The sequence below is a fragment of the Mycobacterium marseillense genome (genome assembly GCF_010731675.1).
Classification (GTDB): domain Bacteria; phylum Actinomycetota; class Actinomycetes; order Mycobacteriales; family Mycobacteriaceae; genus Mycobacterium; species Mycobacterium marseillense.
In genome coordinates this window covers 3,299,212-3,320,650 of sequence record NZ_AP022584.1, presented here as the reverse complement: position 1 = coordinate 3,320,650, position 21,439 = coordinate 3,299,212, and the positions used below count along the sequence as shown (strand labels likewise).

The window sequence follows — 21,439 nt, the reverse complement described above, 5'->3', positions numbered from 1 at the left end:
AAGCAGACAAGCATTTTTGCCAGCTCCTTTTCTACCGAATGGAGGCGTCGTGGACTCTTTCAACCCGACCACCAAGACCCAGGCGGCGCTGACCTCGGCGCTGCAGGCGGCGTCGGCCGCCGGCCACCCCGAGATCCGGCCCGCCCACCTATTGATGGCGTTGCTGACCCAGGCGGACGGCATCGCCGCGCCGCTGCTGGAGGCCGTGGGCGTCGAGCCCGCCACCATCCGCGCCGAAGCCGAGCGTCTGCTGAAGGCGCTGCCACAGGCCAGCGGGGCCAGCTCGCAACCCCAGCTGTCGCGGGAGTCGCTGGCGGCCATCACCACGGCCCAGCAACTGGCCACCGAGATGGACGACGAGTACGTCTCCACCGAGCACCTGATGGTCGGCCTGGCCACCGGCGACTCCGAGGTCGCCAAGCTGCTCACCGGGCATGGCGCGTCGCCGCAGGCCCTGCGGGAGGCGTTCGTCAAGGTCCGCGGCAGCGCCCGGGTCACCAGCGCCGACCCCGAGGCCACCTATCAGGCGCTGGAAAAGTACTCCGCCGACCTGACCGCGCGGGCCCGTGAGGGCAAGCTCGACCCGGTCATCGGCCGCGACAACGAGATCCGCCGCGTCGTGCAGGTCTTGAGCCGGCGCACCAAGAACAACCCGGTGCTGATCGGCGAGCCCGGCGTCGGCAAGACCGCGATCGTGGAGGGCCTGGCCCAGCGCATCGTCGCCGGCGACGTGCCCGAGAGCCTGCGCGACAAGACCGTCATCAGCCTGGACCTCGGTTCGATGGTTGCCGGCGCGAAGTACCGCGGCGAGTTCGAGGAACGCCTCAAGGCGGTCCTCGACGACATCAAGAACTCCGCCGGGCAGATCATCACCTTCATCGACGAGTTGCACACCATCGTGGGCGCCGGCGCGACCGGCGAGGGCGCGATGGACGCCGGCAACATGATCAAGCCGATGCTGGCCCGCGGCGAGCTGCGCCTGGTCGGCGCCACCACGCTCGACGAGTACCGCAAGTACATCGAGAAGGACGCCGCGCTGGAGCGCCGCTTCCAGCAGGTGCTGGTCGGCGAGCCGTCGGTGGAGGACACCGTCGGCATCCTGCGCGGCCTCAAGGACCGCTACGAGGTGCACCACGGGGTGCGCATCACCGACTCGGCGCTGGTGGCCGCGGCGACGCTGTCCGACCGCTACATCACCGCGCGCTTCCTGCCGGACAAGGCCATCGACCTGGTCGACGAGGCCGCCAGCCGGCTGAAGATGGAGATCGACTCGCGGCCCGTCGAGATCGACGAGGTCGAACGCCTGGTGCGCCGCCTCGAGATCGAGGAGATGGCGCTGGCCAAGGAAGAGGACGAGGCGTCCAAGGAGCGGCTGGAGAAGCTGCGCTCCGAGCTGGCCGACCAGAAAGAGAAGTTGGCGGAGCTGACGACGAGATGGCAGAACGAGAAGAACGCGATCGACGTCGTGCGCGAGCTCAAGGAACAGCTCGAAGCGCTGCGCGGGGAGTCCGAGCGCGCCGAGCGCGACGGCGACCTGGCCAAGGCCGCCGAGCTGCGTTACGGCCGCATCCCCGAGGTCGAAAAGAAGCTCGACGCCGCACTCCCACAGGCCGAGGCCCGCGAGAACGTGATGCTCAAGGAGGAGGTCGGCCCCGACGACATCGCCGACGTGGTGTCGGCGTGGACCGGCATCCCGGCCGGCCGGATGCTCGAGGGCGAGACCGCCAAGCTGCTGCGCATGGAGGACGAACTGGGTCAGCGCGTCATCGGCCAGAAGAAAGCGGTGACGGCGGTGTCCGACGCCGTGCGGCGCGCCCGCGCCGGTGTCGCCGACCCCAACCGGCCGACCGGATCGTTCATGTTCCTCGGGCCCACCGGCGTCGGGAAGACCGAGCTGGCCAAGGCGCTGGCGGAGTTCCTCTTCGACGACGAGCGCGCGATGGTCCGCATCGACATGAGCGAGTACGGCGAGAAGCACTCGGTGGCCCGCCTGGTCGGAGCGCCTCCGGGATACATCGGCTATGACCAGGGCGGTCAGCTGACCGAGGCGGTGCGCCGGCGTCCCTACACCGTGATCCTGTTCGACGAGATCGAGAAGGCGCACCCGGACGTGTTCGACGTGCTGTTGCAGGTGCTCGACGAGGGCCGGCTCACCGACGGGCAGGGCCGCACGGTCGACTTCCGCAACACGATCCTGATCCTGACGTCCAACCTGGGGTCGGGTGGCACCGAGGAGCAGGTGATGGCCGCTGTGCGCTCGGCGTTCAAGCCGGAGTTCATCAACCGGCTCGACGACGTCATCGTCTTCCACGGCCTCGAGCCCGGTGAGCTGGTGGCCATCGTCGACATCCAGTTGGCGCAGCTGCAGAAGCGGCTGGCGCAGCGCCGCCTCACCCTCGAGGTGTCGCTGCCGGCCAAGCAGTGGCTGGCGCACCGCGGGTTCGACCCGGTCTACGGCGCGCGGCCGCTACGGCGGCTGGTGCAGCAGGCCATCGGTGACCAGCTGGCCAAGCTGTTGCTGGCCGGCGACGTACACGACGGTGACACCGTGCCGGTGAACGTCAGCCCGGACGGTGACTCCCTGATCCTGGGCTAGTGGGTCGCCACTATCTGGGCTAGGCCCGCTCGAACGTCGACTTGTTGCGGTTCTTCCCCGGAAACCGCCCAACAAGTCGACGTTCGGCGTTTGAACGCGCATTGGTAGCGTCCCAGCATGGCGTGGGACTTCAGCACCGAGCCGGATTTCCAGGCGAAGCTCGACTGGGTCGAGGACTTCTGCCGCGAGGAGATCGAGCCGCTGGACTTCGTGTTCCCGTACGCGGTGCGTTCGCCCGATCCCCGGGTGAACGCCTATGTGCGCGGCCTGCAGCAGCAGATCAAGGACCAGGGGCTGTGGGCGATCTTCCTCGACGAGGAGCTGGGTGGCCCCGGTTTCGGCCAGCTCAAGCTGGCGCTACTGAACGAGGTCATCGGCCGCTACTCGCAGGCCCCGCAGATGTTCGGCGCCGCCGCCCCCGACACCGGCAACATGGAGATGCTCGCCGCGTTCGGCACCGAGGAGCAGAAGAAGCGGTGGCTCGAGCCGCTGCTCAACCAGGACATGTTCTCGGCGTATTCGATGACCGAGCCGCAGGGCGGATCGGACCCCAGCCTGTTCAAGACCCACGCCGTGCGCGACGGCGAGGAGTGGGTGATCAACGGCGAGAAGTGGTTCACCTCGGCGGGACGGGTGGCCGACATCCTCTTCGTGATGTGCACCAACGGCATGTTCGTCGTGCCGCGCCGCACCCCGGGCGTCGAGATCCAGCCGGAACCGCGCAACCACAACCACATCATCTACAACGACGTCCGGGTGCCGCTCGACCACCTGCTCGGCCCCGAGGACGGCGCTAAGACGCTGGCCCAGCGTCGCCTCGGCGGTGGCCGCATCCACCACGCGATGCGCACCATCGCCCAGTGTCGGCTCGCGTTCGACATGATGTGCGAGCGGGCGCTGTCGCGGGAGTCGCACGGCAAGGTCATCGCCGAGCACCAGATGGTGCAGGAGAAGATCGCCGACTCCTATGCCGCGATCCGCATGCTGCGGCTGCTGGTGCTCGAAACGGCGTGGAAGATCGACAATTCCAGCACCAAGGAGGCCCGCACCGACATCGCGACGGTCAAGTTCACGATGGCCAAGGTGCTGCGCGACGTGTCATTCAACGCCCTGCACATCCTCGGATCACTCGGAACCACGGACCTGACGCCGCTGCAGGCGATGTATGCGAGCGCGCCGACGATGGGGCTGGCCGACGGCGCGGACGAGGTCCACAAGGCCACCGTCGCCCGCCGCCTGCTGCGCGACTACAGCCCGCAGCAGCATCCGTACTGGCCGACGGAGTATTTCCCGGCGAAGCGGGAGGCGGCGTGGGCGAAATTCGAGCCGAAGTTCCAGGCAGAACCCGAACTGCGGGCCGCGGCCGAGGACTCCAAGAAGTACTTCGCGCGCCGGCGCTGACGTCCGTCCGGGCGGTAATGCATCCTGTGATTGGGTTGTGACCTGGTCGCCTTCTGTGTTCCGGGCCAATAGCAGATACCCTGTTTTGGATGGTCCCCCTCTGGTTCACGCTTTCCGCGCTGTGCTTTGTCGGCGCGGGCGTGCTGCTGTACGTCGATGTCGACCGTCGGCGTGGGCGCAGCAGGCGCCGTAAGTCGTGGGCGCGGTCGCACGGATTCGACTACGAGCGGGAATCGACCGACATCCTCAAACGCTGGAAGCGCGGCGTGATGTCGACCGTGGGTGACGTGGCCGCCCAGAACGTGGTGCTGGGCCAGATCCGCGGCGAGGCGGTGTACATCTTCGACCTCGAGGAAGTCGCCACGGTGATCGCGCTGCACCGCAAGGTGGGCACCAATGTCGTGGTGGACCTGCGGCTCAAGGGGCTCAAAGAGCCTCGGGAGAGCGACATTTGGCTGCTGGGCGCGATCGGGCCGCGGATGGTGTACTCCACCAACCTCGACGCCGCCCGCCGCGCCTGCGACCGCCGCATGGTGACCTTCGCCCACACCGCGCCGGATTCCGCCGAGATCATGTGGAACGAGCAGAACTGGACGCTGGTCGCCATGCCGATCACCAGCACCCGCACCCAGTGGGACGAGGGTCTGCGCACCGTGCGGCAATTCAACGACCTGCTGCGGGTGTTGCCGCCGCTGCCGGAGGAGACCCCGCAAGAGACGGGAGCGCCGGCGGGACTGCGCAACGCGTCGCCGAGCCGCCCGTTGGCGCCGGCGGGCCGCGCCGAGCTGCCGCCGAGGCGCGCGCAGCAAGACGTGGCCGGCCTGCTCGGTCCCGACGTCGCGCCCGGACGCCGCGCGCCGGAGCCGGTCCGCCGCGACCAGCCGCGACCGGAGGAGCGCCCCGACGCGCTGCGCCGTCCGCCCCCGAACGGGCGCAACGGCCACCAGGCCAGCAACTATCAGCGCTGACGGCGGGCCCCGGGTAGCCCGGGGGCCGGTGCCGTCGCCGTCATTAAGATGTCGCTCATGCCTCGCCCCGTCGCCCTGATCTCCGGGCCGACCTCCGGGATCGGCGCCGGGTATGCGCGACGCTTCGCGCGCGACGGCTACGACCTGGTGCTGGTCGCCCGCGACGCCGAACGGTTGACGAGGCTCGCCGACGAGGTGAAGAGCGGCGGCGGCAACGTCGAGGTGTTGCCCGCCGACCTGGGCGATGCCGCTGAGCGGCAACGGGTGTGCGATCGCCTCGCCGCCGGCGTGCGCGTGCTGGTGAACAACGCCGGCTTCGCCACCTCCGGCGACTTCTGGACCACCGACCCCGCGCTGCTGCAGTCCCAGCTCGACGTCAACGTCACCGCGGTCATGCACCTCACCCGGGCGGCGCTACCGGGCATGCTCGACGCCGGCGCCGGCACGGTCATCAACATCGCCAGCGTCGCCGGCCTGGTGCCGGGGCGGGGCTCGACGTACTCGGCCTCCAAGGCGTGGGTGGTCTCGTTCAGCGAGGGCCTGTCCGTCGGTCTGCAGGGCACCGGGGTTTCGGTGCACGCGGTGTGTCCGGGCTACGTGCGCACCGAATTTCACGCCCGCGCCGGGATCGACATGTCCAAGTCGCCGTCGTTCCTGTGGCTCGAGGTCGACGACGTGGTCAACCAGAGCCTCGCCGACATCGCCCGCGGCAAGGTGATCAGCATCCCCGGTCTGCAGTACAAGGCGATCATCGCCGCCGAGCGGATGATCCCGCGGACCCTGATGCGGGCGGTCACCAAACGAGTCGGGGGTGGCCGTGGCCGAACCTGAGCGCGAGGAGCTGGCCGAACTGGTGCGCCGTCTGGCGGTGGTGCACGGCCGGGTCACGCTGTCGTCCGGCAAGGAGGCCGACTACTACGTCGACCTGCGCCGTGCCACCCTGCACCACCGCGCGTCGGCGTTGATCGGCAAGCTGATGCGTGAACTGACCAGCGACTGGGACTACGCGGTGGTGGGCGGGCTGACCCTGGGCGCCGACCCGGTGGCCACGGCCATCATGCACGCGCCGGGCCGGCCCATCGACGCGTTCGTCGTGCGCAAGTCGGCCAAAGCCCATGGGCTGCAACGACTTATCGAAGGCTCCGAGGTTTCCGGGCAGCGGGTGCTGGTGGTCGAAGACACCAGCACCACCGGCAATTCGGCGCTCACCGCGGTGCGCGCCGTGCAGCAGGCGGGCGGCGAGGTGCTGGGGGTGGCCACCGTGGTGGACCGCGCCACCGGCGCCGCCGAGACCATCGAGGCCGAGGGGCTGCCGTACCGCAGCGTGCTGGGCCTGGCCGAGCTGCGGCTGGCCTAGGCAAGTCTGACCGATGCGCACCGTCCTTGCGATAGCCGCGTGCCTGGCGCTCTGCCTGACCGGCTGCTCAGCGAGCAACCCTGCCGCGCGGCCCTACGGGGCCCAGGGCGCGCGGCTCGGCGAATCGCTGGCACTGCTGGGCTGGAACATGTCGGTGTCCAACCTGCGCTGGGACGGCGACTACGTGCTGGTCGACGTTGACGCGAGCCCGTCCTCTTCCAAGGACCCGCACGCCAAACCCGAGGACGTCCGCTTCGGCCTCTACGGCGCGCTGGCCCACCCCATGGAAGCCGACGGCCTGGGCAGCTGCGACAACGCGAAGACCGGCCTGCGGGACATCCCCGCGCCGCTGTCGGCTCCGCGCGACCGGCTCACCGGCACGGTTTGCCTTGGGCCGCTGAAGGATCGGAGCCAGGTCCGCGGCGTCTACACCTACTCGCCGCGCGACCGGATCCCGAACAGCTCGTCGGCCTACCCGGTCGCCTTCCCGGTCGGCCTCTTGCCGACCAATCCCAACGACAGCGGCGGCCTGGCCGTCAAGACCGCCAGCCTGACGGCATGGCGGACCGACGGCAAACCGGTGACCAAGGCGCAGCTGGGCGACCCGGGGGCGTTCACCGGCAACGGCTACATGCTGCTCGGGTTGGAAGCCAACGCGGTCGCGGCCCGCTATCGCGACGAATCCGCCAAGCGCGGCGGCCCGATGATGCTGCTGGCCTCGCCGACGCTGCCCGCCCCGGGGCTCAACCCGGCCTGCGCGACGTACGGTTCGTCGGTGCTGATCCTGCCCGACGCGTCCCTGGACGCGGTGCACGTCAACGCGTCGCTGTGCACCCAGGGCGAAATCAACGACGCGCTGCTCTACGCGACGCTGGCCATCGACGGAACCCACGCCGGCGTGTGGACGCAGCGATGAGCGGGCCCGGACCCACCGAATGGTCCGCGGCCCCGCCCGCCGGCGTCGGGCCCTGGCCGGGCGAACCGCCCGACGACCCACGGTATGACCCAATCCTGTTGCGCGAGGGCGATACTCGCAACGTCGTCGACACCTACCGGTACTGGACCCGCGAAGCGATCGTCGCCGACATCGACCGGCGCCGGCATCCGTTGCACGTGGCGATCGAGAACTTCGGCCACGACGCCAACATCGGTTCGGTGGTGCGCACCGCCAACGCCTTCGCCGTGCACACCGTGCACATCGTGGGGCGGCGGCGGTGGAATCGGCGCGGCGCCATGGTGACCGACCGCTATCAGCGGTTGTGCCACCACGACAGCACCGCCGAGCTGTTCGACTTCGCGGCGGACGCCGGTCTGAGCGTCGTCGCCGTCGACAACGTCCCGGGCGCGGCGCGCCTCGAGGAGACCGCGCTGCCGCGCGAGTGCCTGCTGGTGTTCGGCCAGGAGGGGCCCGGCATCACCGACGACACCCGGACCGGCGCGACGCTGACGGTGTCGATCGCGCAGTTCGGCTCGACGCGCAGCATCAACGCCGGTGTCGCCGCCGGGATCGCCATGCACGCCTGGGTCGAGCAGCACGCCGACCTCTCCCGCGCCTGGTGAGCCGGCCCCCGAACGCGTCGAGTATGCGCTGACGGCTTTGAGTGTGCGCAGAGGGTGGCCGAGCTCGGCGTGTCGCCGCCGCACAGGCACACCGAAAGCCCGGTGTGCACACTCGACGCCCCGGCCGCACGCTGAAACCCCATGCGGCAGGATCGGCAGGTATGGATCAGCTATGGGCCAACCGGGCGGCCAGCTGCGAAGCCGCTGTCACACAACGGCACCTGAAGCGGCTGTGGGGACTACCCACCACCCAGCTCGGCGTGGTGTCCTGGCCCGCGCAGCGCAAAGACCGGTTGTTCGGGACCTGGCACTACTGGTGGCAGGCGCACCTGCTGGACTGCCTCGTCGACGCCGAAGCGCGTGATCCGCAGCCGCACCGGCACACCGAGATCAACCGGCAGGTTCGCTCGCACCGGCTGCGCAACAACTTCTCGTGGATCAACAACTACTACGACGACATGGCGTGGCTGGCGCTCGCGCTCGAACGCGCCGCCCGCATCGCCGGCGTCGAGCGCCGAAAAGCCTTGCCCAAGCTCGCCAACCAATTCCTCCGGGCGTGGTCGCCGCAGGACGGCGGCGGCATCCCGTGGCGCAAGCAGGACAAGTTCTTCAATGCCCCGGCCAATGGTCCCGCGGGGATCTTCCTCGCCCGGTATGGGGATCACCTGAAACGTGCCGAGCAGATGGCGAATTGGATCGATCAGACGCTCGTTGACCCGGAGACGCACCTGGTGTTCGACGGCATCAAGGCCGGTTCGCTGGTGCGCGCGCAGTACACCTACTGCCAGGGCGTGGTGCTTGGGCTCGAGACCGAGCTGGCCGCCCGCGCCGGGGCCGAGGTCCGGGCGCGGCACGCCGCCCGAGTGCATCGGCTGGTCGCGGCCGTGCGCGAGCACATGGCGCCGGCGGGCGTGCTGGCCGGCGGTGGCGGTGGGGACGGCGGCCTGTTCGCCGGCGTGACCGCCCGCTACCTGGCGCTGGTGGCGACCATGCTGCCGGGGGAGTCGCCGGAGGACGCGGTGGCCCGCGACACCGCCCGAAAGATCGTGCTGGCCAGCGCGAAGTCGGCGTGGGACTACCGCCAGACGGTCGACGGGCTGCCGGTGTTCGGCCCGTTCTGGGACCGCGACGCCCAGGTGCCCACGGCGGAGGGCAAACAGGCGGAGTTCGTCGAGGGCGCGGTGATGGCCTCGGAGGTCCCCGAACGCGATCTGTCGGTGCAGCTGTCGGGGTGGATGCTCATGGAGGCCGCCTGTAACGTCTCCGCCGAATCGTCGCACGAAGACAGGAGCGCCCTGTGAAGAAAGTCCACCCCGACGCGGAGTCGGCGCTGCACGGCCTGCTGAAGGACGGCATCACCATCGCCGCCGGCGGCTTCGGTCTGTGTGGCATCCCGGAGAAGCTGATCCGGGCTCTGGTGGACAGCGGCATCAAGGACCTCACCATCGTCGGAAACAACGCCGGCGTCGACGATTTCGGCATGGGCCTGCTGCTCAAGGGCAGGCAGGTGAAGAAGGTGATCGCCTCCTACGTCGGCGAGAACAAAGAATTCGAGCGCCAGGTGCTGGCCGGCGAGCTCGACCTCGCGCTCACGCCCCAGGGCACGCTGGCCGAAAAGCTGCGCGCCGGCGGCGCGGGCATTCCCGGGTTCTACACGCGCACGGCCTACGGCACCAACCTCGCCGAAGGTAAGGACACCCGGGTCTTCGACGGCACGGAATACGTTCTGGAAGAAGGCATTCGGGCCGACGTGGCGCTCGTCAAGGCGTGGAAGGGTGACACGGCCGGCAACCTCGTCTACCGCAAGACCGCGCGCAACTTCAACCCGATGATCGCCACGTGCGCCGCGGTGACGGTGGCCGAGGTCGAGGAGCTGGTCGAGGTCGGCGAGCTGGATCCGGACCTGATCCACACCCCCGGCATCTACGTGGACCGCATCATCGTGGGAACCGGCTACGAGAAGCGCATCGAGTTCCGCACCACCAGCGGCGGAGCCGCCCTGAAGAGCGACAGCCCCATTCGCGAGCTCATGGCCCAGCGCGCCGCCCGCGAATTGCGCGACGGCTACTACGTGAACCTGGGCATCGGCATCCCGACGTTGGTGGCCAACTTCATTCCCGACAACATCAACGTCACCCTGCAGTCGGAGAACGGCTTGCTCGGCATCGGGGCCTACCCGAGCGAGGACACCGTCGACCCCGACCTCATCAACGCCGGCAAGCAGACCATCACGAGCCTGCCCGGCTCCAGCTTTTTCAGCAGCGCCGACTCGTTCGCGATGATCCGCGGCGGCCACATCGACCTGTCCATCCTGGGCGGGCTCGAGGTGGCCGAGAACGGCGACCTGGCCAACTGGATGGTGCCGGGCAAGATGGTCAAAGGGCCCGGCGGCGCAATGGATCTCGTGTCGGGCGTCAAGCGCGTGATCGTCGTCATGGATCACACCGCGAAGGACGGCAGCCCGAAAATCCTCAAGCAATGCACGTTGCCACTGACCGGCAAGGCCGTGGTCGACATGATCATCACCAACCTTTGCGTCTTCGACGTCGAGCCGGGGGAGGGGCTGGTGCTCACCGAGCTGCACCCCGGGGTGACGGTCGAGGATGTCCGCGCCAAGACCGGGTGCGATTTCCGGGTCGCGGTCTGACCCGCGCGGCCGGCTACTCGGAGGCCGGTAGCCGCTCGGGTTCCCGCGCCTCCGTGTCCGTCGCGCGGCGGCGGCCCCGATAGCCGCGCCAGGCCGCGACGAATGCCGGGATCATCGACACGAACAGGATGGCCAGGATGATCTTTTCCAAGTTGTGGTGCACGAACGGCACGTTGCCCAGGAAGTAGCCCGCGAGCGTCGCGCCGCCGCCCCAGGCGATACCGCCGACGATGTCGAAGCCCAAAAACAGCGGATAGCGCATGTAGGACACCCCGGCGATCACCGGGACGAACGTCCGGACGAACGGCGCGAACCGGGCCAGGATGATCGCCCAGGGCCCGTACTTCTCGAAGAACGCGTGTGACTCGGTCACGTAGTGCTTCTTGAAGAACCGCGAGTCTTCCTTCTTGAACAGCGCGGGCCCGATCCGCCGCCCGATGAAGTACCCGGTTTGATCGCCCAGCACCGCGACCGTGGCGACGCAGGGCGCCAACACCCAGATGCTGACCGGGGGATGCGGATGCGCGGCCAGCAGGCCGCCGGTGAACAGCAGCGACTCGCCGGGCAACAACGGAAACAGCAGCCCGGTCTCGATGAAGACGATGACCAGGATCCCGGGCAGCACCGCCGACCCGAAGACGCCGTCGGCGCCCAGCCAATACAGCGGATCGAGGATGGCGGGCAGGGCCGTCACGGCGGAGCTCATGATCCATCAACATACCGGCCCGCGGTGAGCCGCTGACCGACCTGGACGATACTGGGTGGACCCGGCCGCAGAAGGGGGTTCTGATGCCCATCGCCACGCCCGAGGTCTACGCCGAGATGCTGCGCGGCGCCAAGGATCACTCGTACGCCTTCCCAGCGATCAACTGCACCTCGTCGGAGACGGTGAACGCCGCCATCAAGGGCTTCGCCGATGCGGGCAGCGACGGCATCATCCAATTCTCCACCGGCGGTGCCGAATTCGCGTCCGGCCTGGGCGTCAAGGACATGGTCGCCGGCGCGGTGGCGCTGGCCGAGTTCACCCGGTCCATCGCGGCCAGGTACCCGATCAACGTCGCGCTGCACACCGACCATTGCCCCAAGGACAAGCTCGACACCTACGTCCGCCCGCTGCTGGCGATCTCGGCCGAGCGTGTTTCAGCAGGCGAGGGCCCGCTATTCCAGTCGCACATGTGGGACGGGTCGGCGGTGCCGATCGACGAGAACCTGGCGATCGCGCAGGAACTGCTCGCCGAGGCGGCGGCCGCCAAGATCATCCTCGAGATCGAGATCGGCGTGGTGGGCGGGGAAGAGGACGGCGTCGCCAACGAGATCAACGACAAGCTCTACACCACGCCGGAGGACTTCGAGAAGACCCTCGACGCGCTGGGCCACGGCGAACACGGCAAGTATCTGCTGGCCGCCACGTTCGGCAACGTCCATGGCGTCTACAAGCCCGGCAACGTCAAGCTGCGCCCCGACATCCTGGCCCAGGGCCAAAAGGTGGCGGCCGCCAAGCTCGGGCTGCCCGACGGTGCCCAGCCGTTCGACTTCGTCTTTCACGGCGGCTCCGGCTCCGAGAAGTCGGAAATCGAGGCGGCGCTGCGCTACGGCGTGGTGAAGATGAACGTCGACACCGACACGCAGTACGCGTTCACCCGCCCGATCGCCGGTCACATGTTCAGCAACTACGACGGCGTGCTGAAGGTCGACGGCGATGTCGGGGCCAAGAAGGTCTACGACCCCCGCAGCTACCTCAAGAAGGCCGAGGCGTCGATGTCCGAGCGGGTGGTCGAGGCGTGCGCCGACCTGCACTGCGCCGGAAAGTCCCTGTCGGGCTAACCCTTGGCCCCGAACGTGCGGCTGGCCGCACACTCGACACCGAACGCTAGCCGCTGGGGGACTGGCAGATCTTCCACTGGTCGTCGCGGTACTGCAGGTCGAGGCTGCGGGTGGAGCGCACCTGCGGGTCGTAGGCCATGAACGTGGTGACGTTGGCCTCGGCGTGCTGGCCGTTGACGACGACCTGGTCGATGCTGGCGATCACCGGATACTGCTTGGCCGCCGAGACGCGCCGATAGGTCTCGTCCCAGGCGCGCTCGTCGTAATCCGCGTAGCCGTCGCGGGTGGTGCCGCAGGTGATGGTGCGCAGCGTGGTCAGATCGCCCCGCTGAATCGCGACGTCGAAGTTGCCGATGGTGTGCCGGACCTGGTCCTCCTGCGAAACACCGGTGTGTTTGCCTCGGGTGAGCAGCACGGTGCCCAGGATCGCGATCGCCGCCAGCGCCAGCACGATCACGACGATCGCCAGGATCCACCCCCAGTTGAACTGCCTGGAGGTGCGCAGCTTCCCGCCGAGCCGGGGTGGGATCGATTGCGGGACAGCGGCTTTGGGGGGGACCCCAAACTGGGTGGTGCCGTCCGGTCCCGGCGCCGTGGCGAAGACCTCGGTGGCGGGCTCCGGGGTGGTGGAGATGACCGTGGTTTCTTTGGCGTCGAAGCCGGGCGCGGTGAAGCGACGTTCGCGCTGCGGCGAGTCGGGCACTTCCTGGGGACCGCTGTGCGGATCGGGTTTGATCACCACGGTCTCGGTCTCGGCGTCCCTGGGGACCAGCGGCACGCTCTCGGTGGCGTCGTCACCAGTCTCGGGGCCGGATTCGGCCCCCCACTCGTCGCTCGGTTCGCCGCGCGCCTCACGTGGGTCGAACCCGGGCCGGTTCGGCGCGCCGCCGCGGTCGGGCTCGGATGGGTTGGGCATGAGTACTACTGTCCTCCCGCTGTCGAGTGGGGTAGTTGCAGAGCTTAGCGACCGAGACCCCGGCCCGGGGCGACGGCCGAGGTGCGTCCCACGGGCAAAACGGGCGAGCTGCAGAATAGAGCCATGACGCCGATGAAGGATCTGCTAGGGCCCGACCCGATCCTGCTGCCCGGAGACCCCGATACCGAGGCCGAACTGCTGGCCGGCGAGAAGCCCGGCATCGTCGCCGCCGCGCATCCGACGGCGTCGCTGGCCTGGGCGGCGCTGGCCGAGCAGGCGCTGGCCGACGACCAGGCCATCACCGCCTACGCGTACGCCCGCACCGGCTATCACCGCGGCCTGGACCAGCTGCGCCGCAACGGCTGGAAGGGCTTCGGACCCGTCCCGTATTCGCACGAGCCCAACCGCGGCTTCCTGCGTTGTGTGGCCGCGCTGGCGCGGGCCGCCGACACGATCGGCGAAACCGACGAGTACGCGCGCTGCCTGGACCTGCTCGACGATTGCGACCCCGAAGCGCGCAAAGCGCTGGGGCTGTAACGCTTTAAAAGCTTTCCGAACAATCGGTGTCGTCGGGGCAGTCGATCTGGACGGTGGCGTGTTCCAGCCCCCGGCCCGCTAACACTTCTCGCGCGTCGTGCAGAACTTGGGCGGGGTCCCCGGTGCTGGTCAGGTGCGCCGTGCACATGTCCTTGCCGGGCGACAGCGTCCACACATGCAGGTCGTGCACCCCGGTCACGCCGCCGATGGCGCCGAGCGCCGAGCGCAGCTCCTCGACGTCGATGTGGGTCGGCGACGATTCGGACAGGATCCGCAGCGCGTCGCGCGCGAGCGCGATCGCCCGGGGCAGCACCCAGAGCGCGACCAGCACGGCCACCACCACGTCGGCGTAGGGCCAGTGCGTCGTCACGGTGACCACCCCGGCGATCAGCACGCCCAGGCTGCCCACGGTGTCGGCGACCACCTCCATGTAGGCGCCTTTGACGGCCAGGCTCCCCGAGGAGTGGGACCGCAGCAGCAGCGCGACGGCGAAGTTGGCGGCCAGCCCCGCCAGCGCGACGACGATCATCGGCACGCCGGGGACGGCGGGCGCCTCGCTGAGCCGCTGGACGGCCTCGTAGAGGATGAACGCCGCCACCCCGATCAGCAGCCCCGCGTTGGCGACCGCGGTGAACACCTCGGCGCGATGCCAGCCGTAGGTGCGGGCCGGCGACGAGCTGCCGCGCCGGGCCAGCGTGACCGCGGCCAGCCCCATGAACACGGCGACGACGTCGGTCAGCATGTGGCCGGCGTCGGCCAGCAGCGCGATCGAATTAATCAGCAACGAGGTGGCCAGTTCCACGACGAAGAACGCCGCCAGGATCGCCGCGGCGATGACCATGCGCGGGATCAGCCGGGCGTCGTTCGTCTCGGCGGGAGTGTGGTTGTGGCCGGCGCCCATGCCCGGAAATATATGCGTGGCGACGCATATATTGCAAGGGTCAGAACCAGCGGCTCCAGAAGCGGGTCAGCCCGTTGCCCCAGCTCACCAACACGTCGGGCACCCCGGACAGGTCGAACAGCGACAACACGATCCCGAAGAACCAGTGGTTGAGCACCGGCGCCAGGAGCAGAAACAACAGGATGACGAAGCCCCACTGCTTGGCCGGCGCCAGCGCGCGCTGCGTCTCGGCGCTCAGGTGCGGCTCCAGGGCGTCATAGCCGTCCAGCCCCGGGATGGGCAGCAGGTTCAGCACGACCGCGGTGACCTGAAGGAATCCCAGGAACGCCACCGCGGCCCACAGCACCACGTGCGTCGGGTCGAAGAACAACCGGGTCAGCGTCAGCAGCAGCGCCCCCAAGACCAGGTTGGCCGCCGGGCCGGCCAGGCTGACCAGGGTGCGGCGGGCCGGCGTCATGAACCACGTCCGCACGTAGACCGCCGCGCCGGGCAGGCCGATCCCGCCCAGCGCGACGATCACCAGCGGCAACACGAGCGACAGCGCGGGATGGGTGTACCGGCGCGGATCCAGCGTCAGATACCCGCGCACGGCCGCATCGTGGTCGCCGAATCGCCAGGCGGTCACCGCGTGCCCGAATTCGTGCAGGCACAGCGACACCAGCCAGCCGGCGATGACGAAAATGAACACCCCGACATAGGCGAGCGGCCGGGCGCTGTAGCCGGCCTGCCAGGCCAGCGCGCCGCCGACCGCCGTCAACCCGAGCAGGGCCAGAAAGATCGGGCTGGGTCGGACCGATTCGCGTTGGGGCGAGGGGAAGCTCACCGCACGAAACTAGCGGACCAGCAGCCAGCCCTCGATGTTGCGGTAGAACGCCGAGCGGCGGCCGGGGCGGGGCGCTTGGACACCGTCGCGCAGCACGACGGCGCCCGTGCTGCCGAGCTGGGCCGCGCGGCCGGTGACCCACGGGCGCCAGCGACCCTTGAGCGAGGCCCGCAGGCCGGGCATGGCCAGCGTCGGCTCGATGAACACCGCGGCGGCGTCGCCGTCGAACAGCGTGGTGTCGTCGACGACCGCCTCGCCGTGGATGACCCGCTCGTCCTTCGTCGGCACCCAGGCGGCGCGCCCGACGATCACCGAGCCGGTCTCGTCGCGGATCAGCGTCACCCGTTGCGCGGAACCGCGGACGGCCCGGCGCGCCGCCCGGCGTCCGGCAGGCAGGCGATAGATCCGGGCTGCCCGGGTGCGCCGCGGCGGCACGTACGCCACTTCGATGTCGAGGCGCTCCGCGCGCAGCAGGCGGGTCAGCACGGCCGCCAGGTCGGCGTCGGCGCCCACCACGACCAGCCGCCGGTAGGGGCCTATCGCGGCGTCGAGGTCGGGTTCGCCGGCGACCCGGTGGGAGCGCAGACCCCGCAACGCGCCATGCGTTCGCCCGCGGCCGAACAGTAGGACTGCGGCGCCTCGATTCCCTTGTGTCACAAGCTATCCAATCGCGGTGGCCCAATCTGTTTGACTTCCAACGACTCTCGCCCGATCAATGGGCTATAACGACACAGTCACAACATGGTTTCGGACTGCGAAAGTTGTTGCCGCGCCGCCTGGAAACAACCGGATACTTTACTCCTGCCACAGGGCCGACGTTGAGCGGATTCCCGCCAACGAGTGGTTGAGAGAACGGAGAACGACCATTCACCGCCTCACCGCCATGCTGTCCGCCGTGCGGCCCGCGCCGCCCGGGTGCGACGCCGGCCCTACTCGCCTCCGGTGCTGACGACGCACCTCGGCCGCGTTGGCGCCGTGCTGCTTTCGGCTGTCCTGCTGTGCCTCGCATCGGCGAGGGCCTCGGCCGACGAATCGATCGTGATCGACCTGGTGCGCCACGGGCAGTCGGTGGCCAACGCCGCGAAGCTGATCGACACGGCGGTGCCCGGGGCGGCGCTCACCGCGCTCGGCCAACAACAGGCGCAGAACGTCGCCAACGTGCTCGCGGCGAAGGGTCCGGTCGCCGGGATCTTCGCGTCGCAGTTGATCAGGACACAGCAGACCGCGGCGCCGCTGGCGGCCATGCTGGGGACGAATGCCCAGGTGCTGCCGGGGCTCAACGAGATCGACGCGGGCGTTTTCAACGGCATGCCGCAGATCAGCCTCGCCGGGCTGGCATACCTGTTGGCCCCCATCGCGTGGCTGCTCGGGCTGCGCATCGTGCCGATGCTGGCTCCCGGCTCCGCCGACCCGAACGGGTACGAGTTCCACAAGCGTTTCAACGGCGCGCTCCAAACGATGGACGGCAACGCGGCGACCAGCGCCGGCCGCTTCAACGACATGCTCGGAACGATGTACGGCAGCGCGCTGGCCAACCCGGTCCGGGCGGCCGACGGCAGGATCAGAGAGGTCGCGTTCTCCAGCGAATTCGACATCGGTATCGGGACGATGACGTCCGTCAGGAACCCCGAACAGTTGCTCCTGCTGTTCGACCCGCTGCCCAACACCGGCATCGTCGAGATCCAGGGCAATCCCCACGATGGCTGGACGCTGGTCAGCTGGAACGGCAAACCGGCGTGGTCCGGTTGGGCGGCCAAACGGCCCAACCGCGACACGAACGGCCTGTGCCTGATGTTGGACGCGCCGACCCGCGACGGCGTGTGCGCGGCCAAAGCGCCGGTGACGGCGAGCCCCTGAGCGCCAGCGCGACGAGACGGGCCCGGGTGTTGGCGCGACACGGGCCGGGATCAACGGGCCTTGCGGCAAGCCCGTCGTTACCCGACGTTTAGGATCGCCACGTGAGCGCGGCAAGCAAAGACGCGTGGAGCAACGCGCACGGTCACGACGCGGCTAACCGAGATGCCGTCACCCGACGGCACTACCAGCCCTCGGGCGATGCCGAGAACCGTTGCAGCGGTGCAAGATCTGGCGTCTTGCCAGCAGAACCACAATAAGCAGGCGGGAGCGAACTCATGCCGGCAATCGTCCTCATCGGCGCCCAGTGGGGCGACGAGGGCAAAGGTAAGGCCACCGACCTGCTCGGGGGGCGTGTTCAGTGGGTCGTGCGCTACCAGGGCGGCAACAACGCCGGGCACACCGTCGTCCTGCCGACCGGGGAGAACTTCGCCCTGCACCTGATCCCATCGGGGGTGCTCACGCCCGGCGTCACCAACGTCATCGGCAACGGTGTGGTGGTCGACCCCGGCGTGCTGCTCGACGAGCTCAAAGGCCTCGAAGACCGCGGCGTCGACACCTCCAGGCTGCTGATCTCCGCCGACGCGCACCTGCTGTTGCCCTATCACGTGGCCATCGACAAGGTCACCGAGCGCTACATGGGCAACAAGAAGATCGGCACCACCGGCCGCGGCATCGGGCCCTGCTACCAGGACAAGATCGCGCGGATCGGGATCCGGGTCGCCGACGTGCTCGACCCCGACGTCCTGACCCACAAGGTCGAGGCCGCGCTGGAACTGAAGAACCAGATATTGGTCAAGATCTACAACCGCAAGGCGCTCGACCCGCACCAGGTGGTCGAGGCCCTGCTGGAGCAGGCCGAGGGTTTCCGGCACCGCATCGCCGATACGCGGCTGCTGCTCAACACCGCACTGGAATCCGGCGAAGCCGTGTTGCTGGAGGGCTCCCAAGGCACGCTGCTCGACGTCGACCACGGCACGTATCCCTATGTGACGTCGTCGAATCCGACGGCGGGCGGGGCGGCGGTGGGGTCAGGCATCGGGCCCACCCGGATCACCGCCGTGCTGGGGATCCTCAAGGCCTACACCACTCGCGTGGGTTCGGGCCCGTTCCCCACCGAGCTGTTCGACGAGAACGGCGAATACCTGTCCAAGACCGGGGGCGAATTCGGCGTCACCACCGGGCGGCGCCGGCGGTGCGGCTGGTTCGACGCCGTGATCGCCCGCTACGCCACCCGGGTCAACGGCATCACCGACTACTTCCTGACCAAGCTCGACGTGCTGTCCAGCCTGGAAACCGTTCCCGTGTGCGTCGGCTATCAGATCGACGGGGCGCGCATCCACGAGATGCCGATGACCCAAAGCGACCTCGGCCGCGCGGAGCCGATCTATGAGGAGCTGCCCGGCTGGTGGGAGGACATCTCGCACGCGCGGGAGTTCGACGACCTGCCGGCCAAGGCGCGCGACTACGTACTTCGCCTCGAAGAGCTTGCGGGAGCTCATGTTTCGTGTATCGGGGTGGGGCCCGGGCGCGAACAGACCATCGTGCGCCGCGACGTCCTGGCGGCCCGCCCGTGACGGAGTCGGAGCCCAACCCGATAGACCTCGATCCCGAATACGAACACCACGGCGGCTTCCCGGAGTACGGCCCGGCCAGCCCCGGTCCCGGCTTCGCCCGCTTCGTCGCCTCCATGCGCCGGCTGCAGGACCTCGCCGTGTCGGCCGACCCTGCCGACGACGTCTGGGACCAAGCCGCCGACCGGGTCGCGGCGCTGACCGAGCTGCTGGGGCCGTTTCAGGCAGAGGTCGAAGGTCAGGCGCCCGCGGGCCGCACCCCCGACCTGCCCGGCATGGGCAGCCTGTTGCTACCGCCGTGGGTCCTGACGCGGTACGACCCCGAGGGCGTCGAAATGACCGGCCACTTCAGCCGGTTCCACGTCGGCGGAAACTACGCGGTGCACGGCGGCGTGCTGCCGCTGCTGTTCGACCACATGTTCGGCATGATCTCCCACGCCGCCAACCGGCCCATCAGCCGCACGGCCTTCCTGCACGTCGACTACCGCAAGGTCACCCCGATCGACGTCCCGCTGCTGGTGCGCGGCCGGGTCACCGGCACCGAGGGCCGCAAGGCGTTCGTCTCCGCGGAATTGGTCGGCGAAGACCAGACCGTGCTGGCCGAGGGCAACGGCCTGATGGTGCGGCTGCTCCCCGGCCAACCCTGAGGCGGCCTCTGCATCAGCCCTCGTCAGGCGCGAGCACGGCCCCGCACTCTTAGGCCCGACCTATCCTTGAGCCGTGACTGACGGCGTGACGGACGGACGGGACGACGAGACCACGGCGCTCGTCGTGCCCGCACCAGCCCCCGCCGACGCACGGCCGACGGTGCTGCTGCTGGGTGCCGGCGAGATCAGCCGGGAGCTGGCGATCGCCCTGGGGCGCCTCGGGGCCCGCGTGATCGCCGCCGACCGGCAGCCCCACGCGCCCGCGCACGGGGTCGCCGACCAGGCGCTGACGTTCGACATGACCGACGCCGACGAGCTGGCGCAGGCGATCGGGCGCGTGCAACCCAACCTCGTCGTCACCACCACCGACGCGGTGGCCGCCCGGGCCCTCGACGCCCTCGACGGCGAGCTGGTGCCCAGCGCCCGCGCCGCGCGGCTCACCGCCGACCGCGAAGGGCTGCGCCGGCTGGCCGCCGACGAGCTGGGGCTGCCGACCGCGCCGTTTTGGTTCGTCGGGTCGTTGGGCGAACTCGAGGCGGTCGGCGCGCACGCCGGGTATCCGCTGCTGGTCACGCCGGCGGCCGGGCCGACGGGGGAGCGGCAGTCGGTGGCGGCGCGGCGCGAGGACATCGAACCGGCCTGGCGTCGCGCGGTGGGCGAAGCGTCCGTCGCCCGGGTGCTGGCCGAAACCGTGGTCGAGGTCGAGTTCTACGTGACCCTGCTGGCGGTGCGCAGCGAAGGCCCGTCGGGACCCGCGATCGAATTCTGCTCACCCATCGGGCATCGCGGATCCGGCGGGCGGGTGCTGGAATCCTGGCAGCCCCAGAAGATGAGCGAGGCCGCGACGGACGCCGCGCGATCGATCGCTGCGCGGATCGTCAAGGCGCTGGGCGGGCGCGGCGTGTTCGGGGTCGAATTGATGATCAACGGCGACGAGGTGTATTTCGCCGACGTCACGTCGTGCCCGACCGACAGCGCCTGGGTGACCCTGCGCAGCCAGCGGCTTTCGGCGTTCGAGCTGCAGGCCCGCACCATCCTCGGCCTGCCGGTGGACACCATGATGGTGTCGCCGGCCGCCGCTCGCCTGGCGGGCCGGGCCGATTCGCCTGACCCCGCGGCGTTGATCGGCGCGCTGAGCGTGCCGGAGAGCGACGTGCGCGTCTCCGGGCGTGGGTTCCGGGCCTTGGCGACGGCGCCGGAGGTCACGGCCGCACGCGAGCGCGCCGGCCAGGCCGCCGAACGGCTGGCCGGCCCGGGCTCGCGCGGCTGAGCCCCGAGATGCGCGCCGCGGCGGTCTCGATACGATCGCAGGTCAGGTATCGCCGCGGGCAGGGGGCAATCTCGCCGGGGTGGCTGACGATGCGTACGAAGGACGAGGGAATACGAGCATGAGCACAGAGCGCGGACACTCCTACGCGGGGGACATCTCACCCCTGGAGGCATGGAAACTGCTCAGCGACAATCCGAACGCCGTGCTGGTCGACGTGCGTACCGACGCCGAGTGGCGCTTCGTCGGGGTGCCCGATCTGTCCAGCCTCGGCCGCGAGGTGCTGTTCCTCGAATGGAATTCCTCCGACGGCAGGCCCAACACGAAATTCGCCGACCAGCTGCGCGAGCAGGTGGCGCCGGGCGACGCCGACGCGGATCGCCCGGTGCTGTTTTTGTGTCGCTCCGGAAACCGCTCCATCGGCGCCGCCGAGGTGGCGACCGAGCTGGGCATCACCCCGGCCTACAACATCCTGGACGGCTTCGAAGGCCAGCTCGACGCCAACGGTCACCGCGGCGATTCGGGGTGGCGGGCGATCGGATTGCCTTGGAAGCAAGGCTGATCCGG

At 69.4% G+C, this 21,439-nt stretch carries 21 protein-coding genes; 16 read left to right on the top strand and 5 right to left on the bottom strand.

The features are described from left to right. Window positions 1–49: 49 nt before the first annotated feature. From clpB to G6N26_RS26350, 9 genes are all read left to right on the top strand, one after another. Entirely contained in the window at window positions 50–2,596 is a 2,547-nt protein-coding gene (clpB, locus tag G6N26_RS15265; protein WP_083019143.1) for an ATP-dependent chaperone ClpB, read from the top strand. Between the two features lie 117 nt (window positions 2,597–2,713). Then, window positions 2,714–3,997: an acyl-CoA dehydrogenase family protein gene (locus G6N26_RS15260; RefSeq protein WP_083019141.1), complete on the top strand. Its 1,284-nt coding sequence runs from the start codon at window positions 2,714–2,716 to the stop codon at window positions 3,995–3,997. 89 nt (window positions 3,998–4,086) lie between these two features. Beyond that, complete coding sequence (gene ttfA / locus G6N26_RS15255) at window positions 4,087–4,965, top strand: trehalose monomycolate transport factor TtfA (RefSeq protein ID WP_067171891.1); 879 nt, start codon at window positions 4,087–4,089, stop codon at window positions 4,963–4,965. A 57-nt stretch (window positions 4,966–5,022) separates the two neighbouring features. Then, window positions 5,023–5,796 (top strand): SDR family NAD(P)-dependent oxidoreductase, encoded by a 774-nt coding sequence (locus G6N26_RS15250; RefSeq protein WP_083019160.1) that lies wholly within the window; start codon window positions 5,023–5,025, stop codon window positions 5,794–5,796. Next, on the top strand, window positions 5,783–6,322 hold the full coding sequence (pyrE, locus tag G6N26_RS15245; RefSeq protein WP_067171911.1) for an orotate phosphoribosyltransferase: 540 nt from the start codon (window positions 5,783–5,785) through the stop codon (window positions 6,320–6,322). Before G6N26_RS15250 ends, pyrE begins: the two co-directional genes overlap by 14 nt. 13 nt (window positions 6,323–6,335) lie before the next feature. Further along, window positions 6,336–7,238 carry a hypothetical protein gene (locus G6N26_RS15240; RefSeq protein WP_083019139.1) on the top strand — a complete coding sequence of 301 codons (903 nt, stop codon included), beginning with the start codon at window positions 6,336–6,338 and terminating at the stop codon, window positions 7,236–7,238. Continuing rightward, complete coding sequence (locus G6N26_RS15235; protein ID WP_083019137.1) at window positions 7,235–7,882, top strand: TrmH family RNA methyltransferase; 648 nt, start codon at window positions 7,235–7,237, stop codon at window positions 7,880–7,882. Before G6N26_RS15240 ends, G6N26_RS15235 begins: the two co-directional genes overlap by 4 nt. A gap of 161 nt (window positions 7,883–8,043) precedes the next feature. Then, the gene (locus tag G6N26_RS15230; RefSeq protein ID WP_083019135.1) at window positions 8,044–9,183 is read left to right on the top strand and encodes a glycoside hydrolase family 76 protein; all 1,140 of its coding nucleotides are present in this window, start codon (window positions 8,044–8,046) and stop codon (window positions 9,181–9,183) included. Then, a complete protein-coding gene (locus G6N26_RS26350) occupies window positions 9,180–10,529 on the top strand; it encodes a 3-oxoacid CoA-transferase (protein WP_083019133.1) in 1,350 nt (449 codons plus the stop codon). The genes G6N26_RS15230 and G6N26_RS26350 overlap by 4 nt, the downstream gene beginning before the upstream one ends. 13 nt (window positions 10,530–10,542) lie before the next feature. Here G6N26_RS26350 and G6N26_RS15220 read toward each other — a convergent pair whose 3' ends face one another. After that, window positions 10,543–11,235 carry a DedA family protein gene (locus G6N26_RS15220; protein WP_083019130.1) on the bottom strand — a complete coding sequence of 231 codons (693 nt, stop codon included), beginning with the start codon at window positions 11,233–11,235 and terminating at the stop codon, window positions 10,543–10,545. Window positions 11,236–11,318: 83 nt separating this feature from the next. On the opposite strand from G6N26_RS15220, the gene fbaA reads away from it, so the two are divergent. Next, complete coding sequence (gene fbaA / locus G6N26_RS15215) at window positions 11,319–12,353, top strand: class II fructose-bisphosphate aldolase (protein WP_083019128.1); 1,035 nt, start codon at window positions 11,319–11,321, stop codon at window positions 12,351–12,353. A gap of 46 nt (window positions 12,354–12,399) precedes the next feature. Here the strand turns inward: fbaA and G6N26_RS15210 are convergent, their stop codons facing one another. Further along, the gene (locus G6N26_RS15210) at window positions 12,400–13,269 is read right to left on the bottom strand and encodes an Rv0361 family membrane protein (protein ID WP_067168587.1); all 870 of its coding nucleotides are present in this window, start codon (window positions 13,267–13,269) and stop codon (window positions 12,400–12,402) included. Window positions 13,270–13,392: 123 nt separating this feature from the next. Here G6N26_RS15210 and G6N26_RS15205 point away from each other — a divergent pair, with 123 nt between their 5' ends. Continuing rightward, window positions 13,393–13,806, top strand: coding sequence for a DUF3151 domain-containing protein (locus G6N26_RS15205; protein WP_014381301.1), 414 nt, complete (start codon window positions 13,393–13,395; stop codon window positions 13,804–13,806). A gap of 4 nt (window positions 13,807–13,810) precedes the next feature. On the opposite strand, the gene G6N26_RS15200 is transcribed toward G6N26_RS15205, so the two are convergent. Genes G6N26_RS15200 through G6N26_RS15190 form a run of 3 tightly spaced genes read right to left on the bottom strand, consistent with a single transcriptional unit; the run spans window position 13,811 to window position 16,187 of the window. Further along, on the bottom strand, window positions 13,811–14,707 hold the full coding sequence (locus tag G6N26_RS15200; RefSeq protein WP_067168589.1) for a cation diffusion facilitator family transporter: 897 nt from the start codon (window positions 14,705–14,707) through the stop codon (window positions 13,811–13,813). A 40-nt stretch (window positions 14,708–14,747) separates the two neighbouring features. Then, a complete protein-coding gene (locus G6N26_RS15195) occupies window positions 14,748–15,530 on the bottom strand; it encodes a site-2 protease family protein (protein WP_067168591.1) in 783 nt (260 codons plus the stop codon). Between the two features lie 9 nt (window positions 15,531–15,539). Further along, window positions 15,540–16,187, bottom strand: a complete 648-nt coding sequence (locus G6N26_RS15190) for a peptidase M50 (RefSeq protein WP_083019126.1) — start codon at window positions 16,185–16,187, stop codon at window positions 15,540–15,542. 285 nt (window positions 16,188–16,472) lie between these two features. Here G6N26_RS15190 and G6N26_RS15185 point away from each other — a divergent pair, with 285 nt between their 5' ends. From G6N26_RS15185 to G6N26_RS15165, 5 genes are all read left to right on the top strand, one after another. Then, window positions 16,473–17,387 carry a histidine phosphatase family protein gene (locus G6N26_RS15185; RefSeq protein WP_179960215.1) on the top strand — a complete coding sequence of 305 codons (915 nt, stop codon included), beginning with the start codon at window positions 16,473–16,475 and terminating at the stop codon, window positions 17,385–17,387. 275 nt (window positions 17,388–17,662) lie between these two features. After that, entirely contained in the window at window positions 17,663–18,961 is a 1,299-nt protein-coding gene (locus G6N26_RS15180) for an adenylosuccinate synthase (protein ID WP_067168595.1), read from the top strand. Beyond that, window positions 18,958–19,605: a PaaI family thioesterase gene (locus tag G6N26_RS15175; protein WP_067168598.1), complete on the top strand. Its 648-nt coding sequence runs from the start codon at window positions 18,958–18,960 to the stop codon at window positions 19,603–19,605. Before G6N26_RS15180 ends, G6N26_RS15175 begins: the two co-directional genes overlap by 4 nt. Window positions 19,606–19,678: 73 nt before the next feature. Then, complete coding sequence (purT, locus tag G6N26_RS15170) at window positions 19,679–20,875, top strand: formate-dependent phosphoribosylglycinamide formyltransferase (RefSeq protein ID WP_083019124.1); 1,197 nt, start codon at window positions 19,679–19,681, stop codon at window positions 20,873–20,875. A gap of 118 nt (window positions 20,876–20,993) precedes the next feature. Then, a complete protein-coding gene (locus G6N26_RS15165; RefSeq protein ID WP_067174135.1) occupies window positions 20,994–21,434 on the top strand; it encodes a rhodanese-like domain-containing protein in 441 nt (146 codons plus the stop codon). The last annotated feature ends 5 nt before the right edge of the window (window positions 21,435–21,439 follow it).